At 70.0% G+C, this 26,962-nt stretch carries 28 protein-coding genes; 15 read left to right on the top strand and 13 right to left on the bottom strand.

Annotation, left to right across the window (positions count from 1 at the left end):
- Positions 1 to 10: 10 nt before the first annotated feature.
- Positions 11 to 826, bottom strand: a complete 816-nt coding sequence (locus tag AB0M48_RS00965) for a dienelactone hydrolase family protein (RefSeq protein WP_363835882.1) — start codon at positions 824 to 826, stop codon at positions 11 to 13.
- Between the two features lie 224 nt (positions 827 to 1,050).
- Here AB0M48_RS00965 and AB0M48_RS00960 point away from each other — a divergent pair, with 224 nt between their 5' ends.
- The 4 genes from AB0M48_RS00960 (at position 1,051) to AB0M48_RS00945 (ending at position 6,236) form a co-directional block, all read left to right on the top strand.
- Positions 1,051 to 3,420: a LuxR C-terminal-related transcriptional regulator gene (locus AB0M48_RS00960; RefSeq protein ID WP_363835017.1), complete on the top strand. Its 2,370-nt coding sequence runs from the start codon at positions 1,051 to 1,053 to the stop codon at positions 3,418 to 3,420.
- A gap of 13 nt (positions 3,421 to 3,433) precedes the next feature.
- Positions 3,434 to 3,847 carry a thioesterase family protein gene (locus AB0M48_RS00955; RefSeq protein ID WP_266036750.1) on the top strand — a complete coding sequence of 138 codons (414 nt, stop codon included), beginning with the start codon at positions 3,434 to 3,436 and terminating at the stop codon, positions 3,845 to 3,847.
- Positions 3,844 to 4,944, top strand: coding sequence for a zinc-binding dehydrogenase (locus AB0M48_RS00950; RefSeq protein WP_363835013.1), 1,101 nt, complete (start codon positions 3,844 to 3,846; stop codon positions 4,942 to 4,944). Before AB0M48_RS00955 ends, AB0M48_RS00950 begins: the two co-directional genes overlap by 4 nt.
- A 158-nt stretch (positions 4,945 to 5,102) precedes the next feature.
- Positions 5,103 to 6,236, top strand: coding sequence for a S1 family peptidase (locus AB0M48_RS00945; protein WP_363835010.1), 1,134 nt, complete (start codon positions 5,103 to 5,105; stop codon positions 6,234 to 6,236).
- Positions 6,237 to 6,288: 52 nt separating this feature from the next.
- Here the strand turns inward: AB0M48_RS00945 and AB0M48_RS00940 are convergent, their stop codons facing one another.
- Together AB0M48_RS00940 and AB0M48_RS00935 are read right to left on the bottom strand one after the other, a co-directional pair.
- On the bottom strand, positions 6,289 to 7,650 hold the full coding sequence (locus AB0M48_RS00940; protein WP_363835008.1) for an alpha-amylase family protein: 1,362 nt from the start codon (positions 7,648 to 7,650) through the stop codon (positions 6,289 to 6,291).
- A 142-nt stretch (positions 7,651 to 7,792) separates the two neighbouring features.
- Positions 7,793 to 8,377 carry a class I SAM-dependent methyltransferase gene (locus tag AB0M48_RS00935; RefSeq protein WP_363835006.1) on the bottom strand — a complete coding sequence of 195 codons (585 nt, stop codon included), beginning with the start codon at positions 8,375 to 8,377 and terminating at the stop codon, positions 7,793 to 7,795.
- A gap of 229 nt (positions 8,378 to 8,606) precedes the next feature.
- Here AB0M48_RS00935 and AB0M48_RS00930 point away from each other — a divergent pair, with 229 nt between their 5' ends.
- Complete coding sequence (locus AB0M48_RS00930) at positions 8,607 to 8,924, top strand: metalloregulator ArsR/SmtB family transcription factor (protein ID WP_363835004.1); 318 nt, start codon at positions 8,607 to 8,609, stop codon at positions 8,922 to 8,924.
- On the top strand, positions 8,917 to 9,540 hold the full coding sequence (locus AB0M48_RS00925; protein WP_363835002.1) for a cation transporter: 624 nt from the start codon (positions 8,917 to 8,919) through the stop codon (positions 9,538 to 9,540). Before AB0M48_RS00930 ends, AB0M48_RS00925 begins: the two co-directional genes overlap by 8 nt.
- Here the strand turns inward: AB0M48_RS00925 and AB0M48_RS00920 are convergent.
- Positions 9,497 to 10,150 carry a class I SAM-dependent methyltransferase gene (locus AB0M48_RS00920; protein WP_363835000.1) on the bottom strand — a complete coding sequence of 218 codons (654 nt, stop codon included), beginning with the start codon at positions 10,148 to 10,150 and terminating at the stop codon, positions 9,497 to 9,499. The two genes, AB0M48_RS00925 and AB0M48_RS00920, sit on opposite strands and share 44 nt — an antisense overlap.
- Positions 10,151 to 10,207: 57 nt before the next feature.
- Between AB0M48_RS00920 and AB0M48_RS00915 the strand changes: the two genes are divergently transcribed.
- Both AB0M48_RS00915 and AB0M48_RS00910 read left to right on the top strand, forming a co-directional pair.
- Positions 10,208 to 11,365 carry a nucleotide disphospho-sugar-binding domain-containing protein gene (locus AB0M48_RS00915; protein ID WP_363834996.1) on the top strand — a complete coding sequence of 386 codons (1,158 nt, stop codon included), beginning with the start codon at positions 10,208 to 10,210 and terminating at the stop codon, positions 11,363 to 11,365.
- Positions 11,366 to 11,407: 42 nt separating this feature from the next.
- Positions 11,408 to 14,392, top strand: a complete 2,985-nt coding sequence (locus AB0M48_RS00910; protein WP_363835881.1) for a discoidin domain-containing protein — start codon at positions 11,408 to 11,410, stop codon at positions 14,390 to 14,392.
- Here the strand turns inward: AB0M48_RS00910 and AB0M48_RS00905 are convergent.
- Positions 14,389 to 14,997 carry a helix-turn-helix domain-containing protein gene (locus AB0M48_RS00905; RefSeq protein ID WP_363834993.1) on the bottom strand — a complete coding sequence of 203 codons (609 nt, stop codon included), beginning with the start codon at positions 14,995 to 14,997 and terminating at the stop codon, positions 14,389 to 14,391. The genes AB0M48_RS00910 and AB0M48_RS00905 overlap by 4 nt on opposite strands.
- Before the next feature lie 101 nt (positions 14,998 to 15,098).
- Here AB0M48_RS00905 and AB0M48_RS00900 point away from each other — a divergent pair, with 101 nt between their 5' ends.
- On the top strand, positions 15,099 to 15,527 hold the full coding sequence (locus AB0M48_RS00900; RefSeq protein ID WP_363834990.1) for a hypothetical protein: 429 nt from the start codon (positions 15,099 to 15,101) through the stop codon (positions 15,525 to 15,527).
- On the opposite strand, the gene AB0M48_RS00895 is transcribed toward AB0M48_RS00900, so the two are convergent.
- From AB0M48_RS00895 to AB0M48_RS00885, 3 genes are read right to left on the bottom strand one after another with little or no spacing between them, the layout of a single operon-like run.
- Complete coding sequence (locus tag AB0M48_RS00895; RefSeq protein ID WP_363834988.1) at positions 15,502 to 17,037, bottom strand: long-chain fatty acid--CoA ligase; 1,536 nt, start codon at positions 17,035 to 17,037, stop codon at positions 15,502 to 15,504. The two genes, AB0M48_RS00900 and AB0M48_RS00895, sit on opposite strands and share 26 nt — an antisense overlap.
- Positions 17,037 to 18,164 (bottom strand): DUF5938 domain-containing protein, encoded by a 1,128-nt coding sequence (locus AB0M48_RS00890; RefSeq protein WP_363834986.1) that lies wholly within the window; start codon positions 18,162 to 18,164, stop codon positions 17,037 to 17,039. Before AB0M48_RS00890 ends, AB0M48_RS00895 begins: the two co-directional genes overlap by 1 nt.
- 4 nt (positions 18,165 to 18,168) lie before the next feature.
- A complete protein-coding gene (locus AB0M48_RS00885) occupies positions 18,169 to 18,972 on the bottom strand; it encodes an SDR family oxidoreductase (RefSeq protein WP_363834983.1) in 804 nt (267 codons plus the stop codon).
- Between the two features lie 134 nt (positions 18,973 to 19,106).
- Here AB0M48_RS00885 and AB0M48_RS00880 point away from each other — a divergent pair, with 134 nt between their 5' ends.
- From AB0M48_RS00880 to vanX, 4 genes are all read left to right on the top strand, one after another.
- A complete protein-coding gene (locus AB0M48_RS00880) occupies positions 19,107 to 19,745 on the top strand; it encodes a TetR/AcrR family transcriptional regulator (RefSeq protein WP_363834980.1) in 639 nt (212 codons plus the stop codon).
- A gap of 70 nt (positions 19,746 to 19,815) precedes the next feature.
- Entirely contained in the window at positions 19,816 to 20,778 is a 963-nt protein-coding gene (locus AB0M48_RS00875; RefSeq protein ID WP_363834977.1) for a D-isomer specific 2-hydroxyacid dehydrogenase family protein, read from the top strand.
- Positions 20,775 to 21,773, top strand: coding sequence for a D-alanine--D-alanine ligase family protein (locus tag AB0M48_RS00870; protein ID WP_363834974.1), 999 nt, complete (start codon positions 20,775 to 20,777; stop codon positions 21,771 to 21,773). The genes AB0M48_RS00875 and AB0M48_RS00870 overlap by 4 nt, the downstream gene beginning before the upstream one ends.
- Complete coding sequence (vanX, locus tag AB0M48_RS00865) at positions 21,770 to 22,369, top strand: D-Ala-D-Ala dipeptidase VanX (protein ID WP_363834971.1); 600 nt, start codon at positions 21,770 to 21,772, stop codon at positions 22,367 to 22,369. Before AB0M48_RS00870 ends, vanX begins: the two co-directional genes overlap by 4 nt.
- Here vanX and AB0M48_RS00860 read toward each other — a convergent pair.
- From AB0M48_RS00860 to AB0M48_RS00850, 3 genes are read right to left on the bottom strand one after another with little or no spacing between them, the layout of a single operon-like run.
- The gene (locus AB0M48_RS00860) at positions 22,366 to 22,779 is read right to left on the bottom strand and encodes a PRC-barrel domain containing protein (RefSeq protein WP_363834967.1); all 414 of its coding nucleotides are present in this window, start codon (positions 22,777 to 22,779) and stop codon (positions 22,366 to 22,368) included. The genes vanX and AB0M48_RS00860 overlap by 4 nt on opposite strands.
- A gap of 34 nt (positions 22,780 to 22,813) precedes the next feature.
- On the bottom strand, positions 22,814 to 23,347 hold the full coding sequence (locus AB0M48_RS00855; RefSeq protein WP_363834964.1) for a DUF305 domain-containing protein: 534 nt from the start codon (positions 23,345 to 23,347) through the stop codon (positions 22,814 to 22,816).
- A complete protein-coding gene (locus tag AB0M48_RS00850; RefSeq protein ID WP_363834962.1) occupies positions 23,347 to 24,198 on the bottom strand; it encodes a lytic polysaccharide monooxygenase in 852 nt (283 codons plus the stop codon). The genes AB0M48_RS00855 and AB0M48_RS00850 overlap by 1 nt, the downstream gene beginning before the upstream one ends.
- A 304-nt stretch (positions 24,199 to 24,502) precedes the next feature.
- On the opposite strand from AB0M48_RS00850, the gene AB0M48_RS00845 reads away from it, so the two are divergent.
- The gene (locus AB0M48_RS00845) at positions 24,503 to 24,748 is read left to right on the top strand and encodes a DUF2630 family protein (RefSeq protein ID WP_363834960.1); all 246 of its coding nucleotides are present in this window, start codon (positions 24,503 to 24,505) and stop codon (positions 24,746 to 24,748) included.
- 1 nt (position 24,749) lies between these two features.
- Here the strand turns inward: AB0M48_RS00845 and AB0M48_RS00840 are convergent, their stop codons facing one another.
- Both AB0M48_RS00840 and AB0M48_RS00835 read right to left on the bottom strand, forming a co-directional pair.
- Positions 24,750 to 25,214 (bottom strand): GtrA family protein, encoded by a 465-nt coding sequence (locus tag AB0M48_RS00840; RefSeq protein ID WP_319984022.1) that lies wholly within the window; start codon positions 25,212 to 25,214, stop codon positions 24,750 to 24,752.
- 96 nt (positions 25,215 to 25,310) lie between these two features.
- Positions 25,311 to 26,231 (bottom strand): AraC family transcriptional regulator, encoded by a 921-nt coding sequence (locus AB0M48_RS00835; RefSeq protein WP_363834957.1) that lies wholly within the window; start codon positions 26,229 to 26,231, stop codon positions 25,311 to 25,313.
- A gap of 70 nt (positions 26,232 to 26,301) precedes the next feature.
- Here AB0M48_RS00835 and AB0M48_RS00830 point away from each other — a divergent pair, with 70 nt between their 5' ends.
- Positions 26,302 to 26,928, top strand: coding sequence for a methyltransferase domain-containing protein (locus AB0M48_RS00830; RefSeq protein ID WP_363834954.1), 627 nt, complete (start codon positions 26,302 to 26,304; stop codon positions 26,926 to 26,928).
- Positions 26,929 to 26,962: the final 34 nt, after the last annotated feature.

Here is a 26,962-nt window from a genome sequence, read left to right as displayed (position 1 = left end):
GTTCAGCGGATCAGGAGTGCGGGCAGGTGTCCCGGTACTCCTCGATCAACGTGCTGCGTCCCGGCGCCGGGCAGAGGAACTGCTCGTAGCGGGTGTCGTTGTCGATGAACCGCTTGAGCCACGAGATGCTGTACTTCGCGATCGTCGTGTTGGACGAGTTCGGGGCGAAGTGCGAGGCGTTGTTGAGTTCCAGGTACGCCTTGTCCAGAGTGGACGGCAGGCTCGTGTAGAACGGCTCCGAGTGGGACGAGACCGGGGCCACGGAGTCGTTCTCGGCGCCGACGACCAGGGTCGGGACGCGAACGGACGACCAGTTCTTCGTGGTGTGCCAGCCCGTCAGCGGGATCGCCGCCTGCAGTGCCGGGCGCTGGCTGGCCGCGCGCAGGGTTCCGCCGCCGCCCATCGAGTGGCCCATGACGCCCAGGCGGGACGAGTCGATCCGGGAGCGGACCGAGCTCTGCTGGGTGAGGTAGTCGAGGGCCGCGAGCAGCTGCGAGGCTCGGCTGTCGGGCTGGTCGTAGATCGAGTTCGTGTCGATCGTGAAGATCACGAAGCCCTGGGACGCGAGGCGCGGGCCGAGCCACGCCATGGTCGACTGGGTCCCGGTGTAGCCGGGGGAGATGGCCACCGCGCCGAACGTGCCGGCGGAGGTGCTGGTCGGGTAGTAGATCGTGCCGCCGCCGAAGCCGCTCACCAGTGACGACACCGAGGTTTCCGACACGGCGAACGGGCCGCGGCTTGCCTCGATGCTCGAGTTGGTGGGGGCAGGGCCCCGTTCGTACGGGTTGTCGGCGGCCTGGGCCACGGTGCCGCCGAGCAGCACCATGGAAAGCGCGATGGGGATCAGGGTGCGGAGTTGCACAGCGCTGTACACCTCATTCGGCAGGGAACAGGGGGAGGAACGACTCGACCCTGCAACCACGGCCTCCGAGTGCGCATCGGTGCAACCACCGGTCTCGGTGAACAACTTCGGTGGCAAAACTAACGGTGGTAGGTGAATTTGGCCCTTACCCCTTCCGGAGGAGCCGCAACCGCCGTAAGACTGGTCTGATGCTGCGTGGCCGAGAGCGGCAACGCGTCGCCGTGGACGCGTTGGTCGACCGTGCGCGCGTTGGGCGCGGCGGAGTGCTTGTGGTGTGTGGTGAGGCTGGTTCGGGCAAGACTGCGCTGCTCGACGCGGTGAGAGACACCTACGACGCGTTGTTGTGCGTGGACGTCCCGGAGCTTGATGACGATCTTCTGGAGCTTGCGCGGGACGTGGCGGGCACGGAGGGCGCTCTGCTCATCGCCACCGAGGGCGTACCACGGGGGCTGCCGAGCGTCAGGCTTGATCCACTGGACGCCGTGACGAGCGTCCGCGTGCTGCACGACCTCGTGCCCGGCCTGCCCTCCGCCCTCGCCGCGGACCTCGTGGAGCTGGCGTGCGGGAACCCGCTGGCGCTGGTCGAGCTGGCAGGAGCGCTCACGTCCGCGCAGCTCGGAGGCGTCGCGCCCGCGCCGGAGGTGCTGCCGGAGACCAGCTCCCTGCGGCAGAGGTGGCGAGCCCGCTTCGCCGCCTTGTCCGCCGAGGCGCAGCACGTCGTCGCGATGATGGCGGTGGACGAGGAGGTCGACGCCGAGACGCTCGACCTCGACGCGGTGACCGAGGCAGGGCCGTTGTTCGACTCGCGCAGGCTGGTCCGGTCCGCGCTGCAGGCGGACGTGCCGCTACCGCTGCGGCGCCGGGCACATGCCGTTCTGGCGGAGACCCTGCCGCCGGGTGCGCGCCGGACGTGGCACCAGGCGGTCACGACGCAGGACGCCGGGCTCGTCGACGTGCTCACCGTCCACGCCGAACACGCGCAACGGTGCGGCGACTTCGCGACGGCCGCCCGCGACCACGGCCGGGCGGCCCGCCTCACGATCGATCCCGAGCAGAAGGCGCGCCACCTCCTCAAGGCCGCCGCCGACCACTGGGCGCACGGTGCGCCGCACCGGTCGCGGGCCGTCCTGCGCACCGCGACCAGGATGACCCACACACCGGAACTCAGGGCGTTGATGGACCTGGTCGTCGGCGGCATCGACCTCGGCGAGAGCCTCCCCGACGTGGCGGCGGACCGGCTGATCCGCGCCGCGAAAGGTCTGGTCGGCACCCGGCGGGAGCTCGCGGTGGCCGCGCTGGGGTTCGCGGGTGAGGCGGCCAACATCGCGGGGGACCACCGCCGCTACACCGCCGTCGCCGAGTTCGCGAAGGAGATCCGCCGCGGCGACGAGCCGCCGGCCACCCGGATCACGCTCGACCACCTCACCGGCATGCTGGCGACGTTCGACGGCCGCCACGACGAGGCGTTGCTCGCCCTGCGCACCGTCGTCGACCTGGCCGACCAGGTCCCCGGACCGCAGGCGCGCATCTGGGCGAGCCAGGCCGCCTACGTGCTCGGGGACGCCACCAGGTCGCACGAGATGGCGACCAGCGCGGTCACGGCCGCGCGGGAGAGCGGTTTCACCGCGCTGGTCCCGTGGGCGCTGGTGTACCGGGCGTTGTCGGCGTTGCTGCTGGACCAGCACGCCGCGGCGCTGACCGCGGCGACCGAGGGCGTGCACGCGGCGACGGCGATCGGGCAGCACAACGCCGTGGTCGACCACCTGACGATCCTCGCGCTGCTGTCAGCGCTGAGGGGCGACGCGGACACGGCGCTGCACCGCATCGACGCCGCCACCGAGCAGATCACCCAGCGCGGTCTCACGCGGCCCGGCACGTTCGGCGCCTGGGCGTTCGCGTGCGTCGACCTGGCCCGCGACCGGCCCGCCGACGCGCTGGACCGGCTGCGGCTGCAACCGGGACACGCCGGCATCAAGGTGATGGCCGCACCGCACGTGGTCGAGGCCGCCGTGGCGTGCGGCAAGCCGTCCACCGCGGACAGGGCGCTGCAACCGTTCGAGAAGTGGGCCGGCACGACGGGGAGCGCGGCCCGCCTCGCGCTCTCGCACCGCTGCCACGGCCTGCTGGAGAGCGGCACCGCCGACGAGCACTTCGAGGAAGCGATCCGGCTGCACCGCGCCAGCGGCACCGCTCTCGAACTCGCGAAGACCGAGCTGCTGTACGGCAACCGGCTGCGGCGCGGCCGCAAGCCCAAGGCCGCGCGCGAACACCTGCGCGACGCCGTGCGCATCTTCCAGTCCTACCAGGCTGATCACTGGGTCGAGCGGGCCCGCGCCGAACTGCGCGCGGCCGGCGACTCCACGAGCGAGCCCAAGGACCACCCCGGCCTGACGCCGCAGCAGGCGCAGATCGCCAGGCTGGTCGCCGAGGGCGCCACGAACCGCGAGGTCGCCGCGCGGTTGTTCCTGAGCCACCGCACCGTCGAGCACCACCTGCGCAACATCTTCGCGCGGCTCGGCGTGCGGTCGAGGGTCGAGCTCACCAGGAGACTCGATTGACGATGGAGGTCGCGTGCGCGAGCAGTACCGGCACTGGCAGCGGATTCCGACCCGATGGGCGGACAACGACGTCTACGGCCACGTGAACAACGTCGTGCACTACGCGTTCATGGACACCGTGATCAACACTTGGCTGATCGGCGCCGGGCTGGACATCCAGGCCGGGCAGCAGATCGGGCTCTGCGTGGAGTCGCACTGCAACTACCGCGCCTCGGTGTCGTTCCCGGAGGCGCTCGACGCCGGACTGCGCGTGGGGCACCTCGGCCGGTCGAGCGTGCGCTACGAGGTCGGCTTCTTCTTCGAGGGACGCGAGGACGTCGTGGCGGAGGGCCACTTCGTGCACGTGTTCGTGGACCGCGAGACCCGCAAACCGGTGGAGATCCCCGCGCACCTGCGCACGGCGATGGAAGGTCTGGTGGTGGCGTGAAGACGCGAGGCGCGGTGCTGACCGGAGTCGGCGGGCCGCTCGAGATCGTGGATCTCGAACTCGATCCGCCCGGTCCCGGCGAACTGCTGGTGCGCGTGCACGCCACCGGCCTTTGCCACTCCGACCTGTCGGTGATCGACGGCTCGCGCATCCGGCCGTTGCCCATGGTGCTCGGCCACGAGGCCGCGGGCGAGGTCGTGGAGACCGGTCCGAACGCCGAGTTCGAGGTGGGCGACCACGTCGTGCTGTCGTTCGTGCCCGCGTGCGGTGCCTGCCGCCGGTGCGCGTCGGGCCGCCAGGCGTTGTGCGAGCCCGGTGCCGCGGCGAACCGCGACGGCACGCTGCTCAGCGGTCAGCGTCGCTGGACCCTTCCGGACGGCACGCGTCCGCACCACCACCTGGGCGTGTCCGGGTTCGCCGAGTACACCGTGGTCTCCGGCCGGTCGGCCACCCGAGTCCCGAAGGACCTGCCGCTCGACGTCGCCGCGCTGTTCGGCTGCGCCGTGCTGACCGGTGCGGGCGCCGCGTTCTACAGCGCCGAGGTGAAGCCGGGGGAGAAGGTCGCGGTGTTCGGGCTCGGCGGTGTCGGCCTGGCGGCGGTGCTCGCGGCCGTGACGGCGGGCGCGACGCAGGTCGTGGCGGTGGACGTGGTCGAACACAAGCGCAAGCTGGCCCTGACGCTCGGCGCGACCCACGAGGCCGCGGGCGGGCCGGACGTCGTCACCCACGTCCGGGACCTGACCGGTGGCGGCGCGGACAAGGTCATCGACACGACCGGTGTGGCGGCGGTGCTCGAACAGGCGTACGCCACGACGGCCGTCGGAGGCACCACCGTCACCGTCGGCCTGCCGCACCCCGACCGCACCGTGAGCCTCCCGGCGCTGAACCTGGTCGCCGAGGAGCGCACGCTCAAGGGCAGCTACCTCGGCTCGTGCGTGCCCCGCCGGGACGTGCCGCGGTTCGTCGACCTCTACCGCGCGGGACGGTTGCCCGTCGACGGCCTGCTGTCCGGGCGGCTGGGACTGCACGAGATCAACGAGGGGTTCGCGAAGCTCGCTTCCGGAGAGGCCGTCCGTCAGGTGGTCGTCATGGAGTGATGCCCGGTTCAGCCCGTCCGGGCACGAATCGGGCAGGACAGTTCCGGTGTCACCTGTTGACCACCGCAGGCTGTCTGCGCCACGGTGAGAGCGCTCTCATGTTCGCCGCTTCCCGCAACGGGGCGGGCAGCGATCCCTGTACGGACAAGGAGATGAGCATGCGCTTCACCATGCCCAGAATCGTGCCCGCGCTGGCACTCGTGCTGGTCGGGTCCACGTTCACGGTGCCTGCCCAGGCGTCGGAGAAGGCGATGTCACCCGGCCTGCTCACCGCGATGAGCTCGGCGTTCGGGCTGACCGAGGCCCAGGCGCGGCTGCGTCTGGAGAAGGAACAACGCGCGTCGGCCATCGCGCCGCGCGCCGAAAGCGAGGCCGGTGCCGCGCTCGCCGGCAGCTGGTTCGACGAGACGAAGAACCGCCTGGTCGTCGCCGTGACGGACCGGGCGGCCGCGCGCAAGGTCGAGGCCACCGGTGCCGAAGCCGTGGTCGTCGGTCGTTCGGCGGGCTCGATGACGGCGCAGAAGAACCGCCTCGACGCCCTGTCCGCGTCCGGGTCGGTGCCGTCCGCCGTGGCGAGCTGGCACCCCGACCCGCGCACCGGAACCGTCGTGGTGAACGTCGAGGCGGGCAAGCAGACCGCTGAGGTGGCCTCGTTCCTGGACAAGGCACGTCAGCTCGGCTCCATCACCGTGCGCACCGAGGGTGTGCGGCAGCCGCAGCCGTTCGCGGCCGGCACGGTCGGCGGCGACCCGTACTACACCGGCAACGTCCGCTGCTCCATCGGCTTCTCGGTGCACGGCGGCTACGTCACGGCGGGCCACTGCGGCGGGAACGGTGCGGCCGTCTACGGCTGGGACCGCTCCTACCAGGGCAACTTCGCCGGATCCTCCTTCCCCGGCAACGACTACGCGTGGGTGCGCACCGGCGGCGGCTGGTGGACCGTGCCCGTCGTGCTCGGCTGGGGCCGGGTGCCCGACGCGCTGGTGCGCGGTTCGTGGGAGGCACCGGTCGGCACCTCGGTCTGCCGCTCGGGTTCGACGACCCAGTGGCACTGCGGCGTGATCCAGAGCCGCAACGAGACGATCCGCTACGCGCAGGGCGACGTGCACCAGATGGCGGGCACGAGCGTCTGCGCCCAGGGCGGCGACTCCGGTGGTTCCTTCATCACCGGTGACCAGGCCCAGGGCGTCACGTCCGGCGGCTACGGCGACTGCACCAGTGGCGGTCGCACGTGGTTCCAGCCGATCAACGAGATCCTCAACGTCTACGGCTTGAGGCTGCACACCGCCTGATGAGAACGCCCGGCTGTCCACCGCGTGAAGCGGTGGACAGCCGGGGTTCGTCTCAACGTGCGTTGACGTGCAGTGCCAGGGCGGTCCCTGCGCCGAGCGTCGTCGTGAACCTGCCGGAGGAGTCGACGGTCACGCGCACGCAGCCGTTCTCCTGGACGTTGCAGTAGCTCCCGGCGGGCAGCGCGGTCTGGAACGTGCGGGTCACCGCGAACGTCTCGCGGTTGATCGCGACGAAACCCTTGCTGCCGCGCCCGAACGCGATCAGGTCGAACCCGTTGTCCTGCCAGTTGTTCACGTCGGTGCCCGCCACGGTGTTGCGGAACGCGACCATGTTCGCGATCTGCGTCCAGGCGTGCTGGCACTTCCAGCCGCTGTAGCAGACCGAGTTGCCGGGCGGACCGGCGTCCTTGTCGCTGAACTCGTAACCCGAGTACACCTGCGGCGCCCCGTAGTTCCACGCCAGCATGAAGACGTTCGCCAGCGTGTAGGTCGAACCGTCCTTGTAGGTCAGCGTGGAGTTGTTGCGCTCGGTGTCCCAGTTGTCGACGAACGGCCGCGCCTGACCGCTGGGCAGGAAGCCCCACGGCTGCCCGAACGTCTTCAGGTAGGCCAGGTTCTCGTTCTGGAAGATCCGCTTGAGGTCGTAGGCGTAGCGGAACTCGTCCACGTCACCCGACCCCGTGTACTCACCGGGCTGCACGGCCTCGCCCGCTCCGTAGATCACCTCGTGCACCCAGAACACGCTGGGGTTGCTCAGCTTCCCCTTGATCGCGGCGAGATCGGCGGCGGCCATGTGCTTGGCCGCGTCGATGCGGAACCCGTCGACGCCCATCGCGATCAGGCGGTTCAGGTACCCGGCGATCGCCCCGCGCACGTACTCGCTGCCGGTGTTCAGATCGGACAGACCGACGAGCTCGCAGTTCTGGACGTTGAAGCGGTCCTGGTAGTTGCTGATCGGCGAGCGGCACGAGTGGAAGTCCCAGTCGCTGTACACGCCGGGGTAGTTGTACTTGGAGTAGCCGGTACCGCCGGTGCCCGTGCCCGATCCGGCGCTCATGTGGTTGATCACCGCGTCGGCGATGACCTTCACACCCGCGTTGTGGCAGGTGCTGACCATGTTGCGGAAGGCGTTCTCGTCACCGAGCCGCCCGGCGATCCGGTAGCTGACGGGCTGGTAGCTGGTCCACCACTGCGGGCCCTGGACGTGCTCGGTCGCGGGGGAGACCTCGACGTAGCCGTAGCCCTTGGGGCCGAGCACGTTCGTGCACTCCGCCGCCACGCGGGCGAACGGCCATTGGAACAGGGTGACGGTGACGTCCTTGGCGCCCGGTGGCGCCGCAAGACTTTGCACCGGTGTGGACAGTCCGACGATCAGCAGCACCGCTAGAAGGGTGCGCGAAGCCGAGGAAACCACGTTGTCTCCTTGTGTGCAGGGGTTCACTGAAGGTCGTAGCATCCGCGCGCACACCGGGCAAAGCGTTGCAAGAACTTTCTGGAGTAATTCGGCCTAGTGCGCGCTCCGCGACCGGAGGTACGCGCGAGGACGTCGACGCCGACTACCGCCGGCTCACGACGAGGTAGCGCTCGTCCTCGATCGGACGACCCCACAGGTCGTCGCTCGTCAACGGGGTGACCACGGCCTCCGCGCGCACGCCGAGCACCAGCGAGCGGGTCTGCGAGGAGGTCAGCCCGGCCCCGGTCGACCACCGGCCCTCCACCAGCAGGAGAACGCCGCCCGGCGCCAGCAACGACACCCACTCCTCCAGCGCCGAGGCCGGATCCGGCAAGGCCCACAGCACGTGCCGCGCCAGCACCACCCCGAACGAGGCCTTCGGGTGCGGTGGGTGAACCGCGTCGCCCACGCTGAACTCGGCGGCCACGCCCGCGGCCGCCGCCTTGGCCCGCGCGGCTTTCACCATCTCCTCGGACAGGTCCAGACCGTGCACCTCGTGGCCGGCTCCGGCGAGCAGGACCGACAGGCTGCCGGTGCCGCACCCGAGATCGACAACGGAGGAGGCCGAGGGGATGAGTGGCAGGAGGAGCCGCGCCCAGGCGTCGCGCACTCGCGGATCGCGCAACCCGTGGTCTGGTTCGTCGTCGAACGCAGCGGCGTGGCGGTCCCAGAACTCCCGTGTCGTCACGTTTTCAGTTTTGCTTAAGGGACCATCAAGCCTTGCCCAAATGAGATGCGGTCTTCGTCGTACGGTCCCTAACCTCGGTTCATGAGGCTTGTGCTCTGGTTCACACTCGCTTGCGCCTGCGCGCTCAGCGGTGACCACGCGCTCGCAGCCGTCCTGGTGATGCTCCTCGTCGGCTGCGCAACGGACCGCGTGCGCTGAACTGTTCAGCTCTGGCTGTACAGTTCGATTCATGCTGACCTGTGAGACGCGGGAAACGGCCCTCGCGCGGCTCGGCCGCGCGTTGGCCGATCCGACGCGCTGCCGCATCCTGATCGCGCTGCTCGACGGCCACGGCTATCCCGCGCAGCTCGCCGAGAACCTGCAGCTGAGCAGGTCGAACGTCTCCAACCACCTCTCGTGCCTGCGCGGCTGCGGCCTGGTCGTCGCGACCTACCAGGGTCGTCAGGTGCGCTACGAGCTGGCGGACCCGCACCTGAAGCGTGCGATCAGCGAGCTCCTGGACGTCGTGCTGGCCGTCGAGTCCGGACCGGACTGCGTCGATGAGTGACGCCTGCTGCGCGCCCGTCGTGGACGAGCGCAAGCTCGTGCTCCAGCGGCGGGTCCGGATGTTCGTGGCCGCGACGATCACCTACAACGTGGTCGAGGCGGTCATCGCGCTCGCGGCCGGCACGGTGGCGGGGTCGACGGCGCTGATCGGGTTCGGGCTGGACTCGGTGATCGAGGTGGCGTCGGCGACCGCGGTCGCCTGGCAGTTCGCCGGGCGCGACCCCGAGAAGCGCGAACGGACGGCGCTCAAGGTGATCGCCGTGTCGTTCTTCGCGCTCGCGGCGTACGTGAGCGTCGAGTCCGTGCTGTCGCTGGTGCAGGGGGACCGGGCCGCGCACTCGTCGGTCGGCATCGTGCTCGCGGCGGTGTCGCTGCTGGTCATGCCGTGGCTGTCCTACGCCCAGCGCAGGGCCGGTCGTGAGCTCGGGTCCGCGAGCGCGGTGGCGGACTCGAAGCAGACGTTGCTGTGCACCTACCTGTCCGCGGTGCTGCTGGTGGGTCTCGTGGTGAACAGCCTGTTCGGCTGGTGGTGGGCCGATCCGCTGGCGGCGCTCGTGATCGCCGCGGTGGCGGTCAGGGAAGGTCGCGAGGCGTGGCGGGGTCACCACTGCTGCTGACCGGCTTGCGGGCGACGAGTCGTTCCACCACCCCGAGCTTGAAGCGCTGCCGTTGCTCGACGACCAGGCCGCGGGCCTCGACCAGGTGCAGCGGGCGGCGCAGGAAGTGCTCGCCCGCCATCGGAACCGTGATCCGCTCCACGAGCCACTGCACACCCCGCGTGAGACGGGACGAGCCGGCGACGTGGTCGAGCAGGATCAGCCGCCCGCCCGGCCGCAGCACCCGGACCATCTCGGCCACCGCGGTCTCGTGGTCGGGGATGGCGCACAGGCCGAGCGTGCACACGACGGTGTCGAACGAGGCGTCGCCGAACGGCAGGGCGTGCGCGGTGCCCTGCCGCAGCACGGCGTCCAAACCGAGCTGCGCGGCGCGGGACCGGGCGAGGTCGAGCATCTGCTCGCTCAGGTCCAGGCCGGTCAGCGCGACGCCAGCCGGGTAGTGCGGCAGGTTGAGGCCGGTGCCGACGGCGACCTCCAGCACCTCCCCGGTGGCCTGGGAACAGGTCCACTGGCGGGAGTCGCCGAAGACCCGGCGGTCCAGGACGCCGATCTCCGCGTCGTAGTTCGCCGACTTGCGGTCCCAGTACCTCTGCCAGCGGGTCTCGTCCATGCCGTCCAGCCAACACGAACACTGGACAGGCCGGGCGAAGAAGGCTAGATCTGCCCCGTGCGAGTCGTGGTTGTCTCCGGGGGCGATCCCGGTCATGTGGTGCCGGCCATCGCGTTGTGCCTGCGGTTCACGGAGGCGGGCGACACCCCGGTCCTGCTGACGGGGGAACGCTGGGTCGAGCCCGCCCTCGCCGAGGGGATCACGGCGTCGCGAGTGCCCGGCCTGTCGCTGGACGACCTGAACGAAGCGCCGGACCTCGGGCGCGCATTGCACGACCAGGCCGCGACGCTGGCGCTGGCCCTCGCTCCGCAGTTCGCCGCGCTGGAACCGGATCTGGTGGTGTGCGACGTCCTCGCCCTGGGCGCGAGCATGGCCGCGGAACTGGCCGGCGTGCCGTGGGTGCAGCTGTCGCCGCATCCGCTCTACGAACCGTCGAAGTGGCTGCCGCCGATGGGAAGCGGGCTGGCCGCCGGGACCGGCGTGCGGGGGAGGCTGCGCGACTCGGTGCTGCGGGTGCTGACGGCGAGGTCGCTCAGGCAGGGTGAACGTCAGCGTGCCGTTGTGCGGCAACGGATCGGGCTCGACGCCAGCGGAACGGGCCCGGCGGCGCGGTTGATCGCGACGTTGCCCGCGCTGGAGGTGCCGCGGCCGGACTGGCCGCGCGACGCGCACGTCGTCGGACCGCTGCTGTGGGAGGCGAGCAAGGAGACGCTGAGCCCGCCGCCGGGGGACGCACCGCTGGTGGTGATCGCGCCGTCAACGGCGTGGACCGGGGCGCGGGGCATGGCGGAGATGACGCTGGAGGCGTTGCGGGACAAGGGCGTGCGGGCGGTGGTGTCGACGTTCGCGCCCGCGCCGGCTGATCTGCCCCCGTGGGCCCGGTCCGGGCCTGGCGACCAGGACGCGCTGCTGCGCCAGGCCGCGGTGCTGGTGTGCGGTGGCGGGCACGGGATGCTGGTCAAGGCGTTGCGGGCCGCCGTTCCCGTCGTGGTGGTGCCTGGCGGTGGCGATCAGTGGGAGATGGCGTGCCGGGTCGAGCGGCAGGGGAGCGGACTCGTCGTGCGGCCGTCCACTGTGGAGGGCCTGGAGGACGCCGTGACGAGGGTGCTGGGTGACCCCGGCTTCGCCGCGGCGGCGGCTTTGGCAGCGGCGACGATCGCCGATGTTCGAGATCCTGTGGAGGTATGTCGGACTGCGTTGAGTCTTGCGCGTTGAGAGCGCTCCCACTTCAATGAGTCCATGCGCGTGTCAATGACGATGCTCGTGGTGGCAGTGTTGACGATCTCGACGGCAGGGCCCGCGGTGGCACGGCAGGACCGCGCGGCGGCACCTGACCCGTACCCCGCGGTGGGTGCGGGCACCAACTTCCTCGACCACGCCGGGCTGCTGGGCAACGTCGCGGAGCCGGCCTGGTACGAGGCCAACATCCCGTTCGTCGACCTGCCGGACCGGGAGATCCGCGACACCTACTACTACCGCTGGCGGACCTACCGCGAGGCGCTCAAGTACACCGGCCCGAAGGACGGCTGGATCGTCTCCGAGTTCCTCGGCCCGGTCGGCTACTCGGCACCGGACGGCGGCATCGTCGCCGCGGCGGGCCACCACGTCTACGAGGGCCGCTGGCTGCGCGACCACCGCTATCTGGACGACTACGTCGACTACTGGCTGCGCGGCTCCGGCGCCGGTCCGAAGCCCGCGACCGACTTCTTCAACGAGAACACCACCGACTGGGCCCACCAGTACTCGTTCTGGGCCGCCGACGCGGTGGCCGCACGCGCCGCCGTCGACGGCCGCTCCCGCTTCGCCACCGACCGGCTGCCCGAGCTCGTGCGGCAGTGGCAGCGCTGGTCGCCGCAGTTCAACGAGGAGCTGGGGCTCTACTGGCAGACGCCGGTGTGGGACGCGATGGAGTACACGGTCAGCTCGTACCAGAGCCCCGATCCCTACCACGGTGGCGACGGCTTCCGGCCGACGCTGAACGCCTACCAGTACGGCGACGCGCGGGCGATCGCACAGCTGTTCAGGGCGCGGGGAGACGCCGCCGGCGCGCGGCCGTTCGACCAGGCCGCGGATGCGTTGCGGGCGAACCAGGAGCGGTGGCTCTGGGACGACGCGGGCAAGTTCTACAAGCACGTGATGCGCGACGACAACCCCGGCCGCACCAAACTCGCCGACCGTGAGGCGATCGGTTTCGTGCCGTGGTACTTCCACATGCCACCGGCGGCGAACAGCGCGGCGTGGACACAACTGACCGACCCGCAGGGGTTCGCCGCCCCGTACGGCCCGACCACCGCCGAACGCCGCAGCCCGTGGTTCATGCGGGACGCGCTGAACGGCTGCTGCCGCTGGAACGGCCCCAGCTGGCCGTTCGCGACCAGCCAGACCCTGACCGCGCTGGCGAACCTGCTGATCGACTACCCGGCGCAGTCCTACGTCGACCGCGACGACTACCTCGCGGTGCTGCGCGGCTATGCGTTGACACAACGCAAGAACGGCGAACCCTACGTCGCCGAGGCGCACCACCCCGACGAGAACCGCTGGCTGTACGACGGCAAGGGCCACAGCGAGGACTACAACCACTCGACGTTCAACGACAACGTGCTGTCCGGCCTGCTCGGCATCCGGCCGCAGCTCGGGAACGCCGTGTCGATCGCGCCGCTGGTGCCGGACTCCTGGACCCACTTCGCCGCCGAGAACGTGCCGTACCACGGGCACAACCTGACCGTGCTGTGGGACAGGGACGGCAGCCGCTACGGCAAGGGCGCGGGCCTGCGGGTCTGGCTGGACGGCAGGCTCACGCACTCCCAGGCCGGCCTGGCGCCGGTGCGCCTGACGATCCCGCCGCGCACCTCCGCGGACGTGCCGGAGCTCGTCGACGACTTCGCGAACGTCAGCCGTACGGGGTTCCCGGCCGCCCGCGCGTCCCACAGCTACAGCGCCGACCCGCCGACCAAGGCGATCGACGGCCAGGACTTCCACCTCGACGTGCCCGGCACGCGCTGGACGTCGTACGGCAGCCCGAACTCCGCGGACTGGCTGGAGGTCGACCTCGGCGTGCCGGCACCGATCTCCGATCTGCGCGTCGTGTTCTACGACGACGGCGGGGGAGTGCGCGTGCCGACGACGTTCGACCTGCAGTACTGGGACGGCCAGTGGCGGGACGTCCCCGGCCAGCGGCGAACTCCCGCGCAACCGGTGGCGCGTCAGCTGAACCGCGTCCTGGTGGAACCGGCGGTGACCACCAGCCGGGTGCGGATCCTGCCGCGCCGGGCGGACGGCGGAGCTGTCGGCATCACGTCGTTCTCGTCGTGGCGGTCACCCGTGCGAGGGCTGCGCGCCTCGGTGCCGGACGATCTCGCGGTCCGCGCCGGAGCGGTCGAGACGACCACGACCTTGCAGGCACAGCAACCGTTGCGCGGTGTCCGTGCGACGCTGGCCGTGCCGCCGGGGTGGAGTGCGGTGCCCCTGTCGCCGGCCTACGCCGCCCAGCTCGGATCGGGCCGGAGTCTCGTCACCCGGTGGCGCGTCACGGCACCTGACGGCCTGGCACTGGGTGAACGGGCCCCGATCCGGTTGCTGGCAACGGCTTCCGGTGACAGCGGCGTCACGTCGGCGTTGAGCTCCGCGCAGACCGTCTTCGATCCCGCCGCCTACTCCTCCGTCGTCTGGGACGACACGTTCGAGACGGACCGCCTCGCCTCGTACCGAGTGGACGACACGTTCGGCGAACCGCCACCGGGGTTGAAGGTCGCGGACGGCGTGCTGACCGCGAGCGCCGGGGCGCGTGCCGGTGCGGTGCTGGCCGCGCCGGTCGCCGGTGCCGTCCGAGGCACGGCGGTCGTCGTCGAACCGCGGTCGTTCGCGGGCTCGGCGCCGGAGGACAGCCTGTTCCTCGGCCAGACCGCCGGGAACCGCGACTTCGCCCTGGCCTGGTTCAACAACGCGGGCAGGGCCTCGGGCGTGGACGTGACCGTGGCCGGTGTTCGCCGTGGTGACGAGGCCACCGGCGGCTGCTGCGCGACCCTGGCCTGGGCGCCGGGCGACCGGCTCGCCGTCGTGGTCGAGAACGGTCAGCTGACCAGCTGGCAGGAGCACGCCGGCCGGTGGACGTTGCTGCGCTCCGCACCGATCGGGTCCGTCGTGGACCCCTCGGTCGTCGCGGGGTGGGCACCGGCTCTCGGCCTGCGGCTGGACGCGGGCGCCCTGACGATCGACCGCTTCACCGTGCGCACCAGGGCCTAGCCGCAGACGCGCTCGACCAGGACCTGCCAGCTGGTGATCAGGTCGTGCACCACGGCTCCCAGGTCGGGCGCGTCGCCGTCCTGCGTCCGCAGGTAGAGCAGGACCGGCCCTTCCAGCGCGGCGACGAGCTGGAGGGCGAGGCTGCCGCTGGCGGCCTCGTCCGGACATGCCTCGCTCAGGAGCATCTGGACGTGGAACAGCGAGGGACTGTCACTGGCGGGAACGGGCTGGCCGGGGTCCAGCGAGGCGCGTGCCAGGACGATGTGGTCGACCAGGAACTCGAGCCGGGCCCGTCCGAACGCGACCAGCCGCTCGGCCGGCGGCGCCCCGGGACCCAGCGGCGGCGGCCCGGCCAGCACCCGTTGCTGGAAGAGCTTCTCCTCCTCGTCCAGCAGGGTGTGGAAGATGCCCGCACGGGTGCGGAAGCGCCGGAACACCGTGCCCTTGCCCAGCCCGGCGCGTTCGGCGAGGCCGTCCATCGTGACCTTGTCGGCGCCCAGTTCCGCGACCATCTCGCGGGCGACCTCGATCAGGTGAGCACGGTTGCGCGCGGCATCGGCCCGCTCCTCGCGAGGACGGCCCAACGGCAGCGCGACTGGTTCCACGGCCTGCACGCTACCCGGTGATCTCGGGCGGGGCTGTCACGAATCGAAGCGCCACCTCGTCCACCTGCCGAAGCCCCGCAACGCGAACAAAGGACCGTCTCGTGAAACTTCTGCTCGACCGGATCAGCCTGGCCTTCATCGCGGTCACGTCCGCGTACGTCGGGATCTTCGCCTACTTCGCCACGAGGACCTGGTTCGACACGTTCCCGGGGTTCGGACTGCGCTGGCTGCCGCAACTCGGTCCGTACAACGAGCACTTCGCCGAGGACGTCGGCGCGGTCTACCTCGCGTTCACCGCGCTGAGCCTGATGGCGCTGGCCCACGCCGGGAAACCGGCCGTCGTGCCGCTGGCAGGCGCCACGCTGCTGGTGTTCAACACCCTGCACTTCGTCTACCACCTGACGATGCTGCACATGTACGAGCCGCTCGACCGGGCGCTGAACGTCGTGCTGCTGGGGCTTCTCGTGGTGGTGTCCGTCGTCCTCGTGGTCCCGGCGAGGGCTGTCACGAATCGAAAAGTCGCTGCCTGATCTCGGCCTTCAGCACCTTGCCCACTTTGGACCGGGGCAGGTCCGGCCAGATCTCCACCTGCTTGGGCGCCTTCACCCCGCCCAGCTGCTCCTTGACGAACGCGATCAACGCCTCGGCGTCGGCATGAGCGGACACGCGCAGCTGCACGACCGCCGTCACCCGCTCACCCCACTTCGCGTCGGGCAGCCCGACCACCGCGCTGTCCTGGACCGCCGGATGCGCCCGCAACGCCTGCTCGACCTCGGCCGAGTTCACGTTGAACCCGCCGGTGATGATCATGTCCTTGGCGCGGTCGACGATGAACAGGTAGTTGTCGGCGTCGAGGTACCCGATGTCACCGGTGTGGTGCCAGCCGTGCGCGCTCACCTCGGCGGTGGCCGCCGGGTTCTCGTGGTACCCGGCCATCACCAGCGGGCCGCGCACCACGATCTCGCCGCGTTCACCGGCCGGCAGCAGCGCACCGTCCGCGGCCATGATCGCCACCTGGGTCAGCGGTGTCGGCCTGCCCGCCGACGACAACCGCTCGTGCGCGATCGAGCCGTCGGGCAGGAAGTGGTCCGCGGGGGCCAGCGTGGCGATCATGTTCGGCGCCTCGGTCTGCCCGAACAGCTGCCCCATCACGGGCCCGATCCGGTGCAGCGCCTCGGTCAGCCGCACCGGGGACATCGGCGCCGCGCCGTACCAGAGGCACTGCAGGGAACCGAGGTCCGTCGAGTCGAGAGCGGGGTGGTCGAGCAGGCCGTAGATCACCGTCGGCGGCAGGAACGCGTGCGTGATCCGGTGGTGTTCGATCAGCCGCAGGAACTCGCCGAGGTCCGGCGCCGGCATGATCACCGTCTCGCCACCCAGCGACATGATCGGGAACGTCAGCACGCCCGCCGAGTGCGTCAGCGGGGCGAGCGCCAGGTACCGCGGCCGGTGGCCGAACGGGTAGCTCATCAGGGTCAGCGCGGTGGCGGTCTCCAGGTTGTGGCCGGTCAGCCGCACGCCCTTGGGCCGCCCGGTCGTGCCACCGGTGCCCGCCAGCACGCAGAGGTCGTCGTCGGCCACGGTCACCGGTTCCGGCTCACGTCCGAAGCGCGAGAGCCAGTCGGTGAACGAGACCGCGCCCTCCACCTCGCCGTCCAGGCACACCAGCGTGGTCAGCGCGGGCAGGTCACCCCGGATGCGGTCGACGAGTGGGGCGAACTTGGCCTGGAAGAACAGGCAACGGCACCCGAACAGGTCGAGCAGCTCGCGGTTCTCCGCCGCCTCGTTGCGGGGGTTGACCGGGCACCACACCGCCCCGGCCCGCGAGATGCCGAACACGCAGGTGAGCGCCAGCGGGTCGTTCGCCGACAGCACCGCGACCCGGTCGCCAGGGCCGATCCCGCTGCCCTGCAACGCTCCCGCGATCGTCCGGGAGAGCCGCTGGACCTCCGCGTAGCTCTGCGAGGAGCCGCCGATGGTCAGACAGGGGGCGTCGCCTCCGAGCGACGCCCCCTTGTCCAGGTAGTCGCAGAGCCGCATCAGCGGTGCACTTCGAGGATCGGGTCGAGCACCAGCCCGAACGACCGCAGCGCGCCCAGCAGCTCCCGGTGCCCGAACGCCTGGCAGCCCGACGCGAACCCGGTCCGGCGCGGCGCGTCCTGCAACAGGTGCACGGCGGCGTGCACGTTCAGCAACGCCGTCTGCTTGTAGTTGCAGTTGCCGTGGATCACGCAGTGCGCGCGGCCCAGCGGTCCCGAGGCGTGCACGGAGTCGAGCGAGATGTTGATCCGCGGGTTCTCGCGCGGCGGCATCTCGCTGCGCACCTGCGCGGAGAACGCGTCGACGATCTCGTACTTCTCCGCGTCCGACCTGCCCTCCATCTGCTCCAGCGCCGCCGCGACGATCTGCGGCACACCGAGCATCAGCGGCCGGTTGAACACACCGCCGAGCGCCCGCACCGACGCGACGCGCGGATCCCTCTTGAACCACACCGGATGCGCGGTCCCGCCCCACGGCAGTGCCAGGCCCAGTTCGTGCTGGCCGGGCACGACGAGCTCGTAGAGGCCCGCGTCCGCCGGCCATTCCACGTACTCGTTCTGCTCCAGGTAGTAGGCCTTCGAGAACGCGGCATTCGTGAGGATGGTGTTGGTGGAGGCGACGGTGGGATAGCCCTTCCAGAACACCCCGATGTCCAAGGTGTCCAGTCCGGGCTGCTCCAGGCAGATCTGCGCGGCGATCTCGCCGACCGTGTACATCTGCGCGATGCCGGGGGAGATCAGCAGGCCCTGCTTGGCGAACTCGGCGCCGTACTGGGCGTCGGCGTCGATCATCCAGTCCTGCTCGCCGTTGGTGTCGGTGTAGTGCGCGCCGACGTTCAGGCTCGCCCGCACGGCTTCGTGGCCGTAGCGGGAGAAGGGGCCGACGGTGTTGAGCACGACCTTGGTGCCGGTGAACGCCTCGGTCAGCGCCTCCTCGGTGTGCTCCACCTCCGCGATGTCGTAGGAGACCGTGTCGATGCCGGGCACGGCGTCGACGGCTTCTTCGACCCTCTTGCCATCGCGGCCGGCGGCGAGGAACGGGATCCCGTACTCGCGCAGGTACTCGCAGATCAGGCGTCCGGTGTAGCCGGAGGCCCCGTAGACGACTACAGGCTTGTCCGTGGGCATCGCGTCAAATCCCCATTCCGCCGTCGACCGGGAGGCCCGCCCCGGTGATGAACTTCGAGGCGTCGGACGCGAGGAACACCACGGCGTCGGCCATGTCGTCGACCTGCCCGAGCCGGCCGAGCGGCGTGAGCTCCACGACCGCGCCGACGGCGGCCTCGACCGAGGGGAAGAGGCCGAGCTGGGCGCAGTCGACGGCCAGCTGGTTGCCCATCGCGGTGGGCGTGAGGCCGGGGTAGATGCAGTTGACCCGCACGCCGTAGCCGAGCTTGCCGGACTCCGCGGCCGCGACCCTGGTCAGGCGGTCGATGGCGGACTTGGTCGCCGAGTAGACGCTGATGCCGGGGAAGGCGATGGTGGCCGCGACGGACGCGACGCTGATGATCGAGCCGCCGTTGCCCGCGGCTCCTCCCGGACGCATCACGCGTAAGCCGTGCTTCATGCCGAGCGCGGTGCCCAGCACGTTCACGTCCAGCATCTTGCGGACGTCGGCGGGCTCGAGTTCGGTGATCAGGCTGGTGATCTCGATGCCCGCGTTGTTCACGAGGATGTCGAGGCCGCCGAGCGCGTCAACGGCCGTGCTCACCGCTGAGGCCCAGCTCGCGTCGTCGGTGACGTCCAGCGGCACGAACTCCGCCGTGGCCCCCGAGTCACGCAGCGCCTGGGCGGTCTGCTTGCCCTCGTCCTCCAGGACGTCGCCGATCAGAACCGACGCCCCGGCCGCGGCGAGAGCCTGCGCCATGCCTGCGCCCAGTCCTCGTGCACCCCCGGTGACCAGCGCTTTCCGCCCGCTCAGCTGATAACTCGTCATTGAGTCGCCTCCTTGGTGAGATGGCTCACACCCTAGCTACTCCTTGACAGTCGTCAAGTTTTTCTTTGACGACTGTCCAAGATTTTTTGGACGAATGGTCAAGATTTGTCGCCGTGCGCGTTACGATCCGAGGCGTGACAGAAGTCGCTTCGCGCAAGCAGGACCGCCTCGCCCGCCGGCAGGTCGACAAGTTCGACGCCCGGCGGACCGAGCTCGCCGTGGCGACGCTGCACACCCTCGCCGAGCTGGGCTACGCGCGCACGAGCCTGCGGGAGATCGCGCAGAACTCCGAGTTCTCGCACGGGGTCCTGCACTACTACTTCGAGGACAAGCGCGACTTGATCACCGAGGCGGTCCGCCAGTACGAGGTCGTCTGCGTGACGCGCTACGACGAGGTCGTGGCCACGTCGACGACGGCGGAGCAGTTGCGCGCCGAGTTCGTGGCGATGTTCTTCGACACCCTCGGCCGGGACGCGCCGCTGCACCGCCTCTGGTACGACCTGCGCAACCAGAGCCTGTTCGACGGGTCGTTCCGCGCCGACGTGCTGGAGATCGACGGCCACCGCGAGGACATGGTGTGGCGGGTCGTCACCCGCTACGCCGAGCTCCTCGGAGGCACGCCTGCCGCCTCGCCGGGCACCACCTACGTGACGCTCGACGGCATCTTCCAGCGGGCGCTGCTGCACCACTTCACCGGAAATGCCGACGCCGTGGCCCGGTTGCGCACCGAGCTGCCCACCGTGATCGACCTGCTGGTGACCAAGGCCGAATAACGGCGCGTATCGCGGAGATATCAAAAACCGCATACGGGCCGGCAACGCCGTGTCTTCTTGACTGGGAGGCATGGCAACAGGCATCACGATTTACGGGTGCGAGCAGGACGAGGCCGCCCTGTTCCGGAGAATGGCACCCCATTGCGGAGTGACGCCGACCATCACCGAGGAACCGGCGTCCGAGGCCAACGCCGAACTGGCCCGCGGAAACCAGTGCGTCAGCGTCGGCCACAAATCCCGCATCACCGAGTCCACTCTTCTGGCGCTCGGGCGCGTGGGGGTCCGGTACATCTCCACCAGAAGCGTCGGCTTCGACCACGTCGACGTCGAATACGCCGAAAGCCTCGGCATCACCGTCGGGAACATCGCCTACTCGCCTGACAGCGTCGCCGACTACACGGTGATGTTGATGCTGATGGTCGTGCGCGACGTGAGGTCCGTCCTCCGGCGCGCCGACCTGCTCGACTACCGCCTGAACGCGGTGCGCGGCAGGGAGTTGCGCGACCTGACGATCGGCGTGATCGGCACCGGGCGCATCGGCGTCGCGGTGATGGACCGGCTGCGCGGCTTCGGCTGCGGCGTGCTGGCGCACGACAGCAGGCCCCGCAATTCGGCCGACTACGTGCCCCTGGACGAACTGCTGCGGGTGAGCGACGTCGTCACGTTGCACACCCCGCTGAACCCGGGAACACATCACCTCCTCGACCGCGACCGCATCGCGCTGATGAAACACGGCGCGGTCGTCATCAACACCGGACGCGGCCCGCTCATCGACACCAAAGCTCTGGTCGAGGCGTTGGAAAACGGCGATCTCGGCGGAGCCGCGTTGGACGTCGTCGAAGGTGAAGAAGGAATCTTCTACACCGACTGCCGGGCTCGCGACATCGGCTGCGAGGCACTGCTACGACTGCGCAGACTGCCGAACGTCCTGATCACTCCGCACACCGCCTATTACACGGACCACGCCCTGAGCGACACCGTGGAAAACAGTCTCATCAATTGTCTGAGCTTTGCGAACGGGGGAATGCGGTGACCAAGGTGAAGATCGGGATCATTTTCGGCGGGACGTTCGAGGAACATCCAGTCTCGGTGAAGTCCGCGGGGGAGGTCGCGCGGAACCTCGACCCCGCGAAGTACGACCCGTGCTGGATCAAGATCACGCGCAGCGGCGACTGGAAGCTCTGCTCAGGCCCGGACGCCCAGGACGGCCGCCCGGTCGCGCTCTCACCCGGCGGCCTGCTCGTCCTGGGCGACGGCCGGTTCGAGGCGATGGGCCTGGACGTCGTGTTCCCGGTGCTGCACGGCAGGCAGGGGGAGGACGGCGCGGTGCAGGGCCTGCTGGAGCTGGCGGGCATCCCGTACATCGGGTGCGACGTCCAGAGTTCCGCGTTGTGCATGGACAAGTCGCTCACGTACGTCGTCGCTCGGAGCGCGGGGGTCGCGACGCCGGCGTTCTGGACCGGCACGCCGGACTCGCCCGCCTATCCGGTCTTCGTCAAACCGGCCCGGTCGGGCTCGTCGTTCGGCGTCACCAGGGTGTCCACTGAGGACGAACTGCCCGTCGCGCTGGAAGTCGCCCGGCAGTACGACTCGAAGGTCCTGATCGAGGAGGCCGTGACGGGCAGCGAGATCGGCTGTTCGATCCTGGGCACGGGGGACGACCTGGTCGTCGGCGAACTGGACCGGGTCGCGCTGACCCACGGCTTCTTCCGGATCCACCAGGAGAGCACTCCCGAGACCGGGTCGGAGAACTCGACGTTCATCGTGCCCGCGGACATCACGGCGGAGGCGCGTGCGCTCGTCCAGGAGACGGCGAGGGTCGTCTACCGCGCGCTGGGCTGCTCGGGCCTCGCGCGGGTGGACATGTTCCTGACCCCGGACGGGAAGGTGGTCCTCAACGAGGTCAACACGATGCCCGGCCTCACCTCCTACAGCCGTTACCCGCGGATGATGGCTGCCGCAGGGCTGTCCCTCGGCGACGTGATCGACCGCCTGGTGTCCCTGGCGCTGACGGGAAAGCTCCAGTGAACGCCGACTTCGTCTTCGTGGACGTGCCCGGAATCCGCTGGGACGCCAAGTACGCCACGTGGGACAACTTCACCGGCAAGCCCGTCGACGGCTACCTCGTCAACCGGATCGTGGGCACGAAGGCGTTGGTCGCGGCCCTGACGATGGCGCAGGAGAAAGCCGAGTCGCTCGGTTTCGGTCTCCTGCTGTGGGACGGCTACCGCCCGCAACGCGCCGTCGACTGCTTCCTGCGCTGGGCCGAACAGCCCGAGGACGGCCGCACGAAGGCGCGCCACCACCCGCGCATCACCAGGGCCGAGATGTTCGAACAGGGTTATGTGGCCGCGAGGTCGGGGCACACCCGCGGCAGCACCGTCGACCTCACGCTCTACCACCTCGACACCGGTGAGCTCGCCCAGATGGGCGGCGGCCACGACCTGATGGACCCGATCTCGCACCACGGTGCCGCGGTCGGCGAGGTCGCAGCGGCGAACCGGCAGCAGCTCTGCTCGATCATGGAAGCCTGCGGGTTCCGCCGCTACGACAGCGAGTGGTGGCACTACACGCTGATCGACGAGCCCTATCCGGACACGTACTTCGACTTCCCGATCGCCTAGAGCATGGGTGGCATCAGGCGATAGCTGTCGGTGTAGTACTCGTCGGTGCGCTTGCGGTAGTTGTCGTGGTCGTCCGGGTCGTACTCCGGCGCGTTCTTGATCTGCTCCTTCGTGCGGTCGACGTGGACCTTGCGTTCCGCGTGGTCCACGTGCCGCACGGTGCCGACCGGGAGCACGACCTTGCGGCCGAAGATCCACGGTCCGGTGTCGACCATCAGGCAGTCGTGCGGCACCTTGGCGTTGTCCTGGTCGATCTTGCCGATGCCGCCGTCGGTGGCCTCGACCTCGTAGCCGATCAGGCCGGTGTCGGGGCGATCCGCGAGGTCCTGGTCCTGATCCTGATCCTGGTCCGGCTCATCGGCCCAGGAAGCATCGCGCCACACCCACGGGACGAACGGGACGGGTTGCATGTCGGCCTCCTTCGGTCCGCCACGGGGTACCCCGTCATGCCCGGTCGAGGAACTTCTTCATCATGCCGATCTGCGCGGTGCGGGACTTGTCGATCCGGTCCGCGAGGTCCTTCACCTCCGGATCGGCGCCACTGCCCGTCTCCCACCGCGCCATCTGCACGGCGTCGTCCTGGTGGGCGATCATGACGTTGAGCAGGCGCTGGTCGAACTCCGCGCCGCGCAACGCGGTCAGTCTCGCGACCTCCTCGGGATCGGACTGCCGCATACCGCCGTGGCCCGTGTGCGAGTCCGGCGGTGCCGTCAGCGGTTCACCCCACGCCGTCAGCCAGCCCTTCATCGTGTCGGCCTCGGTCGCCTGGGTCTGCGCGATCGCGGCCGCCAGCACGCGCAGTTCCTGGTTCTGCGCCCGGTCCTGCGCGAGGGCGACCATCTCCACTCCCTGCTGGTGATGGGGCAGCATCATCTGCAGGAACATCACGTCCAGCGGATCGCCGCGCAACACGGCGTCCGGCTGCGTGGCCGCGCAGCCGGACACCACGAAGGCGAGCGCCAGCAGGAGAAACCTCATCAGAGGCGTCGCCACAGGGCGGGCGTGGCGGGCGGTTCCCAGCCGGCGATCGCGGTGTGCGCGAGCTGGCACTCGTAGTTCACCCCGTTGTAGGTGACGCGGTTGCCGACCGAGTAGGTCGTGCCCGCGGCCCACGTCCCGCTCACCGGCGGCTGGGTGGTGGTCGTGGTCGTCGGCGGCTGGGTCGTCGTGGTGGTGGTCGGCGGGGTGGTGGTGCCGCCGCCGAAGTCGACGTCCGAGCACGTGTAGAACGCCTCGTTGCTGCCCACCACGCGCTGCCAGATCGAGTAGAGGACGTGGCGGCCCGAGCGGTTCGGGAGGGTCAGCGTCCAGTTAGTGAACGTGCTGGGGTTCTGGCCGTTGAACGTCTGGACGTGCACGAGGTCCGACCAGCGCAGCGGCTGCGTCGGGTGCCAGCCGTCCCTGGTGATGTAGAACTCGAAGTTGCTGTTCGAGTGGGGTGCCGACGCGTGGTAGGTCACGGTCAGCGGTCCGGGCGAGACCCGCTTGGCGGGCCAGTCGGCGCGTTGCAGGTCGAGACCGCGGTACTTGTCGCGGCCCGCGCTGCAGAGCTTGCCGTCCGGGATGAGCTGGCGGTGGCGCCCGCCGGCTTCGAGCAGCGAGACCTCGTTCCAGTCGTAGTAGGCCTGCGTGCCGCCGGCGGCCACGGCCGCCTTGCACGCGTCGGACTTCGGGGTCTCCGGACCCTCGTTCTTGCACGTGTAGACCCGACTGGCCGGATCGGACATCGTGCCGTGGGCGATCGCGGGCGTGGTGGGGACGATGAACGCGACGACGACCGCGGTGGTGGCGGAGAGGCTTGCTAGGGCTAGCCGGGCACGTGTCTTCACAACGCCTCCTGGCAGGCGGAGGTGGCGACCACTTCCCAGGGGAGGTGGTGCGCGTGACGGGTCGGCGGCCCTGTTCACAAGGGTAAACAATTGGTTGAACCAGTCGCTTGGACCAAGCGGACGAATCGCCCCTGGTGCGATGAGTTCGGAGCGCGAGAAGTACTCCAACGGGTGCGGCACGTCGAGGTGCTGGATCCGGACGGCAACAGCCTGTCGCTGGCAGCGCTGCCGCGGGCCCGGGCGAACGCCGTCCGACCGTCGTAGAGTCGGGAAGATCAGCCGCTTTGAGACGGGACGGGCGCAGATGAGCGACGAGAACGTGCTGGGCCGCATCAACGAGCTGGTCGACGAGGAGCACAGGTTGCGGGAGCAGCTCGCGTCCGGCGAGATCTCCACCGATGAGGAGCACGCCCGGCTGCGGTCCCTGGAAGAGGCCCTCGACCAGTGCTGGGACCTGCTGCGGCGGCGTCGTTCGGCCCGGTCGCAGGGCGAGGACCCGGAGGAGGTCCCGGCCCGTTCGGTCGGCGAGGTCGAGGGCTACCTGCAGTAGGTCAGTCCTTCGCGTCGCGGAAGATGATCCAGCGCATCACGCTGTACATGAACGCGGCCTCGCACGCGCCGGCGACGATCCGGGACAGGTGGTACTGCAGGCCGATCTCGGTCAGCGCGCTGCCGACGCCGAGGATGAACGCCAGGTAGTTGATCAGGATCGCGACGGCGTACAGGCCCGCCTGCGGTCCGACCGGTGCGTGCGAGCGGAAGTTCAGCGCCCGGTTGAGCACGAAGCTCAGGCCGAACGCGAGCACGTAGGCGATCGTGAACGCGAGCGGCACCGGCAGGCCGAGGCCGCTGCGGAACGCGGTGAGCAGCAGCAGGTCGACGCCGAACGTGAACCCGTTGATCAGGGCGAACCCGAGGAGGCTCGGCGCCACGACGCGGGACAGGCCGAACGGCAGCCGCCTCACCACGACTTCCATCAGGTCGTGGAACCTCGTGCCGAGGTCTTTGTCGTTCATCGTGGGCGTCCCGCCGGTCATGGTCACGACAGTGCCACGGCACAGAGGGACGAATACGACGAAACGACTGGTGATCGACAGGCCGTCCGCAGGAGTTCAGCGGGCGTTCAGGTGGTTGAACTGCCGCCATCGCGTGGGGCTCATCCCGTGCAGCTTGCCGAACGTCCGCGCGAAGTAGCCCGCGTCCGAGAAGCCCACCTGCCGCCCGATGTCGCCGACCGGCAGGTCCGTGACGGCCAGCAGCCGCCGCGCCTGGACCATCCGGCGCTCGGTGATCCACTCCTGCACCGTGCGCCCGGTCCGCCTGCGCACCGTCGAGGTCAGGTGGCCGGGGGAGATGCTGACCGCGGCGGCGACCTCGCGCAGCGACAACTGTTCCGGGTAGCGCCGTTCGATCACGTCGAACACCTCGGCCAGCAGCGGTTCGGCGTTCTCGCGCAGGTCGCCGACGACGTCCGCGGCGAGTCTCGACACGCCGACCAGCAGCAGCGTCAGGTGCGCCGGCACGGCCTCGCGGTAGCCGTCGCCGCGGTGCCGCAGTTCGTCGTGCAGCGCCTCGATGCGAGCGGTCCACCCGGCCCGCTGCTCCTGGGGGACCTTGAGCCGCAACGCGCCGGTCGCGCGGCCGTGGACGAACGGGAACAGCAGCGGGTGCGTGCGCCACGCCAGGTGCGCGCCGGGGGTCTCCGGGCCGAGCGCGTCGGCGGTGAAGAAGACGCCCCAGCCGCGGGCGCCGAGGAGGTCGTCGCTGCGGGCCTGGCCCATCACGTCGCCGGGCGCGATGACGAACAGGTCGCCGGCCTCGACCTGCCTGGTCTGCCTGCCGTGGCGGACCACGCCGCCGGCCGTCTCGAAGTAGGCGATGCCGGGGAAGTCGTGGGAATGGGCCTCGTGCGCGCCGTCGAACTCCTCGCCGTGCCCGAGCGGAACGACCGCCACGGACAGCTCGCCGGGAGCCGGCCGCCAGGCGTACTGGGCGGGCTCGTCGCCCTGCAGGGGTGTCCGCTGGGTTCGCACCGTCAAATCGTCCCATTCAAACCGTGGATCGGCACAGAAATACTGCTCTGTCAGCAGCGAGAATCAACACATGACCGAAGTATCGTCCCAGGAGCGGGACTACCTGCCGGGCATGGGCAAGCACTACCTCCTGCCCCTCTACGACGTGGTGCACCTGGTGTCCGGGCTCGTCGGCGTGCACGGCGAGATGGTCGCGGCGGCCGCGCTGCGGGCCGGACAGCGCGTGCTGGACGTCGGCTGCGGCACCGGAAACCTGTTGCGGACCACCGGAAAGCGCCATCGGGACGTCGAACTGTTCGGCGTCGACCCCGACCTGAAGATGCTGGCGCGGGCGGAGAGCAAACTGCGCCGTGCGGGACTGCGGGCGAAGCTGGACAAGGGGTTCGCGCAGGAGCTCGCGTTCCCCGACGCCTCGTTCGACGTGGTCTTCTCCAGCCTGATGCTGCACCACCTCGACACCCCGTCGAAGGACGAGATGCTCGCCGAGATCCGGCGCGTGCTGCGGCCCGGCGGCGTGCTGGTGCTCGCCGACGCCGTGTTCCACGACCACGGACCGATGAAGGACCACCTGCTCGACAACGTCGGCGACGCCGTGCCGAAGCGGATCGCCGCGGCGGGATTCACCACCGAGCCGACCAGGACGCGCAAGCTGCGGATGTTCGGCTCGGTCGGAATCGAGGTCGCGAAAGTCCACTAGGGACAAGTCCATTGTCGACCGATTGAGTGCGCAT

Origin of the sequence: Lentzea sp. NPDC051208 (assembly GCF_040682435.1) — a bacterium.
Classification (GTDB): Bacteria; Actinomycetota; Actinomycetes; order Mycobacteriales; family Pseudonocardiaceae; genus Lentzea; species Lentzea kristufekii.
The sequence above is the reverse complement of the archived record's forward strand: the minus strand, read 5'-3'. Positions and strand labels throughout refer to the sequence as shown.